This window comes from Verrucomicrobium sp. BvORR034, from assembly GCF_000739635.1.
Classification (GTDB): domain Bacteria; phylum Verrucomicrobiota; class Verrucomicrobiia; order Verrucomicrobiales; family Verrucomicrobiaceae; genus Verrucomicrobium.
The window spans coordinates 43740-51559 of the sequence record NZ_BATQ01000018.1 but is presented as its reverse complement, the minus strand read 5'-3'; the positions used below and the strand labels follow the sequence as shown (position 1 = coordinate 51559).

Below are 7820 nucleotides of genomic sequence, written 5' to 3'. Positions count from 1 at the left end.
CCCGGAGCCAAGGTTGAGGCTGGTGCCACGACCGTTCCTCTCACCAAGTCCCCCGGCGCGCCGCCGAAGCCCCCGGGCGCAGCAGGCGGCACGGGCACCTCGCCCATGGCCAAGTCCGGTGCAGGTCCGACCCAACAGCTTCCCAAAGCGACTGTCCAGCTCGCCAAAGGCACTGGTCCGATGGCCGGTGCAGGCGCAGGCGCAGCAGGGGCCAAGGCCGCCAGCCCCGTGACGCCTCCGAGCGCCCCAGTGAAGCGCACTCAGGCCGCCGACAACGCTCCTCTCTATGAGGAAACCGATCCGGAAGCCGGTCTCGCCCCCCTCGCGATTCTCTGCACGGTCCTCGCCGTGGCCGTAATGCTCCTGAACCTGCTTGGTTCCGACAAAGCCTTCGCCGCCGCCCCAGGAGAAACCAGCTCCTTCATGGTTCCTGCCGCTGACAACCCAGCCTGGGAAGTTCGCGATCCGAACACCGGCACCTTCAAGAACGAGTTCAACAGCACGCTCAAGAAGATCACGGACCTCTACAACCAGTAATCCCAACTCGTTCCTCCTGTTCCCATGCCTCTCGCCTGGATCCTTTTCCTGCTCTCGATCGCAGTCCTTGCCATCAACATCCTGACCAAGAGTCAGATCGGCAGCTAGACTGCACCCGTAGCACTTCCCTTCTACTCAAAAGGCGCGACTCCGGTCGCGCCTTTTTTGTGCCCTCGTCCGGCAGCCAGCCCCGCGTTGCTCTGCGATTCCGGTTGATTCGCCGCATCCCCTCGCCACGATGCGTGCGTAAATCTTTCCACACCCTAATACTATGGCTAGCGAAACCCTGGTCACCTTGACCGAAGAAAACTTCACCGCCGAAGTGCAAAACTCCACGGTGCCCGTGATCGTGGACTTCTGGGCCGAGTGGTGCGGACCCTGCCGCATGCTCACCCCGATTCTTGAAGACCTGGCCAAGGACAAGGCAGGCGCAGTGAAAATCGGCAAGGTGAACGTGGACGACAACCAGAACCTCGCCGCTCAGTTCAACGTGCGCTCCATCCCCATGCTGGTGTTCTTCAAGGATGGCCAGGCCAAGGACGTCGTGGTGGGCGTTCAGTCCAAGGATGCTCTCAGCCGCAAGCTGGAAGCTCTCTGATTGAATTTGCTCTGATCTCCCGGTCACAACACCGGTCCATCTGACAAGCATTTACTGGCGCGGCAATACTGCCGCGCCTTTTCTTTTTCACGACGTCGTCCTGCTGGCCAAGGCCGGATGAAGTTCCGTCTCCCATTCATTGCCCATTGTCTTTTCACCTGCTTCATGGTTTAACCGCATTGGGTTCCACCCCTTCCCTCTCCCATGGAAATCAAACCCGAAATCTACGAACAGCCCGGCACCTTCTACCTCGGCCGCACCTATGATCCCGTGTCATCCAAGCTGGAAGATGATCTGGTGCTCTATGATTCCAAGGACCTCGTGACCCACGGCGTGGTGCTGGGAATGACGGGCTCCGGGAAGACAGGCCTCTGCCTCGCGGTGCTGGAGGAGGCCGCCATGGACGGCATCCCCATCATCGCCATTGATCCCAAGGGCGACATCGCGAACTTCCTGCTCACCTTCCCGGACCTGGCCGGCTCCGACTTCGAGCCCTGGGTGAACGAGGAGGACGCCCGCAAAAAGGGCCAGAGCACCGCCGAGTACGCAGAGAGCCAGTCCGCAATGTGGAAGAAGGGCCTGGGTGAGTGGGGCCAGAGCGCCGAGCGGATCAGGAAACTACGGGACAACGTGGACATCACGGTCTTCACCCCTGGCAGCAACGCCGGCATTCCCGTCTCCATCGTCGCCTCCCTGGAGGCCCCCCCTGCGGAAGTGCTCGAGGACGAGGAAATATTCCACGAGCGGGTGGAGAGCTGCGCCACCAGCCTGCTCAGTCTGGCCGGCGTGGAAGGCGACCCCATGCAGTCCCCAGAGCACATCCTCCTGGCGAACATTTTTTCCCATTGCTGGGCCAAGGGGCAGAACCTGACGCTGGAAAACCTGGTGCAACTCGCCCAGCAACCCCCTTTTCAGAAGGTGGGCGTGATGACTGTGGACGAGTTCCTCTCCGAAAAGAAGCGCACGGATCTGGCGATGAAGCTGAACAACCTCCTCGCCTCGCCCAGCTTTGCGAGCTGGTTGGAGGGGGTGCCGCTCAACATCCAGAGCATGCTCTACACGCCCGAGGGCAAGCCCCGCGTCAGCATCTTCAGCATCGCCCATCTCAGCGACGCGCAGCGCATGTTCTTTGTGAGCCTGTTGCTCAACCAGACTCTGGGCTGGATGAGAGCACAGTCTGGCACCACCAGCCTGCGGGCCATGCTCTACATGGATGAGATCTTCGGGTACCTGCCCCCCACAGCCAACCCACCGTCCAAGAAGCCCATGATGATCCTGCTCAAGCAGGCGCGTGCATTCGGCCTGGGCATTCTGCTGGCCACCCAGAACCCGGTGGATCTGGACTACAAGGCGCTCTCCAACATCGGCACCTGGTGGCTTGGCCGCCTGCAGACGGAGCGCGACAAGGCCCGCGTGCTGGATGGCCTGGAAGGCGCGGCCTCCTCCCAGAACGCCAGGTTTGACCGCTCCGACATGGAGAAGCTCCTTTCTGGCCTGGGCAACCGCATCTTCCTGATGAACAACGTGCATGAGGAGCACCCCGTGGTGTTCAACGTGCGCTGGGTCATGACCTACCTGAGAGGTCCGCTGGGCCGCAACCAGATCAAGCAGCTCATGGACCCGAAACGGGCCGAGTTCGCCAACACCGCCCGCATCTCCTCCGCCGCCTCATCGCGCAAGCCCCGCGCCGCCAAGGCCGCGACTCCGACAGAGGACAGCGGCTTCCTGCCACCCGGCGGCGGCGATGACGATGAAGAGGGCGCACCCGTTGGCTCCTCGATCCGACCGAAACTTCCCGACGGCGTGGCCGAATACTTCAAGGCCGATGGCGGCGGCACCAGTTATACGCCAGCGCTGCTGCGCTCTGCCACGGTGCAGTTCAACGATCCCAAGAAGAAGATCAACGGCCGCCTCACCGTGACCGTAGCCAACGAGATCGACTCTGCCAAAGCCAAGGTGCTCTGGGACAAGTTCCTGGAAATTCCCAAGGACCTGGACCTCGCCACCCTGCAGACCGAGCCCGACGAAAGCCTGGCCTTCGGCGAGCTTCCGAGCGTGGCCCAAAAGGCGGCCACCTACAAAACCATCTCCAAGGACTTCATCAACTGGGTGTACTCCAATGAGGTGTTTGAACTGCTCTACAGCCCCCTGCTGGACGCCTACTCCAAATTCGGCGAAGCGGTGGCAGACTTCCGGGTTCGCGTGGACCAGACTGCCCGTGAATTGCGCGATCAGGCAGTGGAGGATCTTCGCGCCAGGATGACCAAGCAGGCCAAGGCCATCCAGGAAAAGATGGCCCGGGCCCAGCAAAAGCTGGAGACCCAGAAGGCCCAGGCCAGCAGCGCCAAACTCTCCACCGTCATGCAGATCGGCGGAGGATTGCTGGGAGCCTTGTTCGGACGCAAGAGCAGCGCCTTCAGCAGCACCACAGTGAACAAGGTGGGCTCCGCCTGGCGGGAGTCCAAAGAAGCCTCCGCCGCGGAGGATGAAGTGGAGCGTTATGACCAGGAACTCCGGGACCTGGACAAACAGCTCACGGATGAGATCCAAAAGATCCGCGACCAGTACGATCCGACGGCCCTGGTTTTGGAGACCGTTCAGCTTAACCCGCTCAAGAAGAACATCACCCCCAGCGCTGTCGGCATCCTCTGGGTCGCAGAGTAGCGTGGTGGATTTAGCTCGTTCTATCGGCCGCCGCAGTGAACCACTGTGGCGGCCGTTTTGTTGGGAGACTTGCTCCCGCTCCGCGCCCTTCAGATACGCCCAACCTCCCCCATTGAAATCCTATCCCACCGCTCCCACCGTCGCGAAGCGTCTTGGAGTACGGTGGCTCGACACCGTTTTCAAACCGCAATAGCGCGTGAAGAACGACAACGCACAAGCGAAGCCCACCACCACCGCGAACGTCAACCGGCCGGCCCCAGGTTCAAGACACCAACCAGCCTCCATCGCCCGGCGAAAGCGGCGTCAAGCCGCCAGCACTCCAAGACGCTTCGCGCGATTGGAAACACTGGGCAACGGAACCGGCCCCGCCTACCACAAACATTCGCGCTTACAGCACCGTGCTGTCATCCGCACGTTCCAGCTTGCCGACCTTCTTTTTGATGGTCTCAAGCTGCACGGTCATCTCGTGAATCGCTTTGATGCAATCACTCATCGTCTCCGCATCATTCAGGCCGGGCAGGGCCGGATGAAGCTTCATAAACTGGAGGGCGATGTTCTTACAGGCTTCCCGGATCTGGGCAATAGCGGCTGGGCGGTCCATGCCACCTACATCCAACGGGTGACGGACTCCGTCAAACATCAAAACCAGCCCGCGAATGCCCTTGCCTCACTATCGGATGAAGTAGCTCAGATTCTCCAGCTCCACGGCGAGGTCCACGTTGTTGACCACGACGTTCTTGGGGACATCCAGCACCACAGGCGAGAAATTCAGGATGGCCTGAATCCCGGCTTCCACCATCTCATTCACCACCTCCTGCCCGTGCGTCGCCGGGACGGTCAGGATGGCCATCTTGATATGGTTTTCCCGGATGAAGGAAGAAAGCTCCTTTGCATCCATCAAGGGGATCTTGAGGCCCTTCATCCGTTTGGGATCAGGACGCACGTCAAACGCGGACACGATCTCGAAGCCCTCTTTCTGGAAGCCACCGTAGCGAAGCAACGCTGCGCCCAGGTTCCCAACTCCCACCAAGATAACAGGCTGAAGGCGTGATCGCCCCAGCACCTCTCCAATCGCGCCGCTCAGGCCGGCCACATTGTAGCCCAAACCACGGGTGCCAAACTGGCCGAAGTACGTCAGGTCCTTGCGCAACTGCGTGGACTTCACCCCCGCCGCTTTGGCAAGCGCCTCAGAGGAGACAGTCTCCATCATGTTGTCCTTCAGTCTCTGGAGGCATCGCTGGTAGATCGAGAGGCGGTAGACAGTTTTCCGGGGGATTTCGATTCTTGTCACTTGTGAAATTTCACAAAGGAATCGGCTTTGTCAAGGAACCCCACACAAACAAAAGGCCGGCTTCCTTGCGGAAACCGGCCTAAAGCATTCAGTTTGAGGACAGTTTGTGATCTTAGGCGTAAGACGACTCCACACGGGACGCCACGTCTTTGTAACCGTAGTCGTTGTTGTAGATCTCCTTCATGCAGTTGAGGTAGTCGTCGGCCTTGCCCACCTTCTGGTAGGTCTTGCCCAGTTCGTAGAGGATCTCCTTCTTCTCGTTGTTGAAGGCAGGAATTTCCTTCACGGCCTCGGTCATCGCATTGATGGCCAAGTCGTTCATGTTGAGCCTCTCAAAGCACTTGCCCAGCATGAGCAGCGCCTTGTTGCGAATGTGCGGGTTGCTCTTGGCCTGCTGAAGCTCAGGGATGGCCTCGCGGTACTGCTCTGCCTGGAAGAGGATCGTGGCGTAGTCGAAACGATACTGCTTGTCCGTGGGGTTGCGGTCCACCTTGGATTTGGCCTCTAGAAGGAGGGTGGAAAGACGCTCGCGCTTGGTAGCGCGGATGGTCTCCCGCTTCTCCTCAATGTCTTCGGCGTCAGGATTAGCCTCAATCTCAGCTTCCATCTGCTGGATGTGCTTCTCACCGGCCTTGTTGCGCACTTGCTCAATACGGGCCTGCAGGGCCACGTCGCCCGGGGCCAGCTGTGCAGCCCAGTCGTAGTAGCTCATGGCACTTTCCAAGTCATCCATGCGGTCATAGAGATCAGCGATCTTTTTGACCACGTTGACGTTGTTCGGATCCTTTTCGTAGTCGCCGGCCAGTTGCACCAGAAGGGCTTGCATCTGTTCGGGGGTCATCCCCTGGCGGGCGAGGGCCTCGTCACGGTTGGACTGGTCCTTGTCGCGCTTGGCTTTGTCGAATCCGCCTTCCTGCTGCCAACCCTGGCGCATCATGGAAGTCTTGGCCGCCGCATCCTTCTCGCCCTTGATGGCGTCCATGTCGGTCGGATCATGCTTCAGGACCTGGCGATACGTTTCGCTGGCCTTCTCCGGCTCATCGATGGCCATATAGTGCAGGGCCAGCTGGTGCATGTTCCGCGTGTTCGTCGGCTGCCCCTCTTTGATGGTCTCCAACGCCAGGGAGGCCAGATGGTTCTGTCCCAGACGCATGGCCAGATCATACAGAGTCTGATTGGCTGCCGCATTGTAGGGATCCTTCTGGAAAACATTCTCCTCCAGATCAGCAATCTGTTCCCACGGATCCTTCTTGGAGGCGGGTCCCAGCTTGATGCCGCCCATGCTCAGGCCGCCACCAAAGAGGCCCTTTTTCTGGCTACGGAATTTTTCACCTTCGGCGCGGCGCAGCAATTTGCGCCCGTCCAGGAACTCTGGGGCCTGCTTGACCACGGTAAGCACAAGACTGATGGCGTAGTCAAAGTTCTTTAGCTGATAGGCACTGACACCTTTGAGCCACAAGTTTTTCTGCTGAGGGGCAAGATCGGCTTCTGTCATGGAATTGATGGGAGTCTCGTGAAGTTTTGACGTTGTAAAATAAGGGAGCGTGAGGGGAGCTATTTTGCCGCCGGAGCAGCCGGCATGGCAGGGGTAACTGGCTGCGGCCCTACGGGCTTGCCAGTGACGAATGCCGCAAGATTGCGCCATTCACCCTTGAACCCATCGCGAAAACCCGCCCACCCGAAGCCGTGCTCGAAGGCCACCATCCAAGAGTAGGTGGCCAGCAAGAACGCGACGATCCAGAGAATACGGGCGAAAAAACGCATGGCAGAATTGAAGTTTAAAGGCAAAACGCGGCGGGCGTCCAGCCTTGAATTCATCTTGAAAACAACTCGCCAGCCAGCAACTCGGCCTCCCGCACGAAGACTTCCGCCGGAGCCGTGAGTTTACCCGCCCAAAGTGCGCCGAAAGTGACCGGCGGCGCACCCGGCAAAGGCAGCTCCCTCACCCCGGGCGCTATCTTCATCTTCGGCAGCTGGAGACTGAGCCCCACACCGAACCCGCCCTCCACATACCGGTTCACCAGATCCAACCCACCGAGTTCCAGACTGGGCAGCCAGTCCACCCCCCGCGTACGAAGGTAGGCTTGAAACGTGCGGCTGACGCCTTCGAAGGAGCTGAGGGTGATGAGGGGCAGCTCGATGCGATCCTGCTCCAGCACCTCCTGGGCATGCTGGATGCCGCTCGATTCGGAGACCAGCAGCACCATGGAAAGGGTGGCCACCTCGCGAATCTGGATGTTGGGCCCTGCTTTGTCCGTCAGCACCGAAAGGCCCAGATCGATCTCCTGAGACTCCAGGAGAGCCTCGATTTCCTGCTGCCGCCCCTGGGTGAGGGTAAAATGAAACCCTGGCACGCGCTGTTTCATGCGCACCAGGAGTTCCGGCAGGTACTCCCGCTGCACAATTTCTGGAGCCGCGATGCGGAGCCGATTGTCCACCCCACCCCGCAAACGCCGGGCCATGTCATCCAAACCCGCGAAGAAAGGCTCTATATAGGCAAACAGCACCTGCCCTTCCCTCGTGAGCTGGAAAGGGCGCCGGCGAAACAAGGTGACACCGAGATTGTCCTCCAATTGCAATATCTGTGCACTGATGGCCGGTTGCTGGATGCCGTAGGGGATGTGCCGGGCGGCCGCGCTCACCCCGCCATGCCGGGCCACATAGAAAAACAGCTCAAGATGGTGGACGTTCATGCAGGGTCGGTCTGGGGATGGCCCACTGTATTCAGTC

Annotated in this window: 7 protein-coding genes and 1 pseudogene; 3 read left to right on the top strand and 5 right to left on the bottom strand. The window is 59.9% G+C overall.

Annotation, left to right across the window (positions count from 1 at the left end; all coding sequences use genetic code 11):
- From BV034_RS04140 to BV034_RS04130, 3 genes and pseudogenes are all read left to right on the top strand, one after another.
- Positions 1 to 537 (top strand): annotated as a pseudogene (locus BV034_RS04140) (hypothetical protein); the annotation flags it as partial.
- Between the two features lie 271 nt (positions 538 to 808).
- Positions 809 to 1135: a thioredoxin gene (gene trxA, locus BV034_RS04135; protein WP_038163612.1), complete on the top strand. Its 327-nt coding sequence runs from the start codon at positions 809 to 811 to the stop codon at positions 1133 to 1135.
- Positions 1136 to 1339: 204 nt separating this feature from the next.
- The gene (locus tag BV034_RS04130; RefSeq protein WP_050024407.1) at positions 1340 to 3799 is read left to right on the top strand and encodes a DUF87 domain-containing protein; all 2460 of its coding nucleotides are present in this window, start codon (positions 1340 to 1342) and stop codon (positions 3797 to 3799) included.
- Positions 3800 to 4187: 388 nt separating this feature from the next.
- Here the strand turns inward: BV034_RS04130 and BV034_RS04125 are convergent, their stop codons facing one another.
- The 5 genes from BV034_RS04125 to BV034_RS04105 all read right to left on the bottom strand — a co-directional run bounded on the left by BV034_RS04125 (position 4188) and on the right by BV034_RS04105 (position 7783).
- A complete protein-coding gene (locus tag BV034_RS04125) occupies positions 4188 to 4400 on the bottom strand; it encodes a hypothetical protein (protein WP_050024405.1) in 213 nt (70 codons plus the stop codon).
- Between the two features lie 69 nt (positions 4401 to 4469).
- The gene (locus BV034_RS04120) at positions 4470 to 5090 is read right to left on the bottom strand and encodes a redox-sensing transcriptional repressor Rex (protein ID WP_038163607.1); all 621 of its coding nucleotides are present in this window, start codon (positions 5088 to 5090) and stop codon (positions 4470 to 4472) included.
- Positions 5091 to 5202: 112 nt separating this feature from the next.
- Positions 5203 to 6585 (bottom strand): tetratricopeptide repeat protein, encoded by a 1383-nt coding sequence (locus BV034_RS04115; protein ID WP_050024403.1) that lies wholly within the window; start codon positions 6583 to 6585, stop codon positions 5203 to 5205.
- A gap of 59 nt (positions 6586 to 6644) precedes the next feature.
- Positions 6645 to 6854, bottom strand: coding sequence for a hypothetical protein (locus BV034_RS04110; protein ID WP_050024401.1), 210 nt, complete (start codon positions 6852 to 6854; stop codon positions 6645 to 6647).
- 50 nt (positions 6855 to 6904) lie between these two features.
- Positions 6905 to 7783: a LysR family transcriptional regulator gene (locus tag BV034_RS04105; protein ID WP_050024399.1), complete on the bottom strand. Its 879-nt coding sequence runs from the start codon at positions 7781 to 7783 to the stop codon at positions 6905 to 6907.
- Between the last annotated feature and the right edge of the window lie 37 nt (positions 7784 to 7820).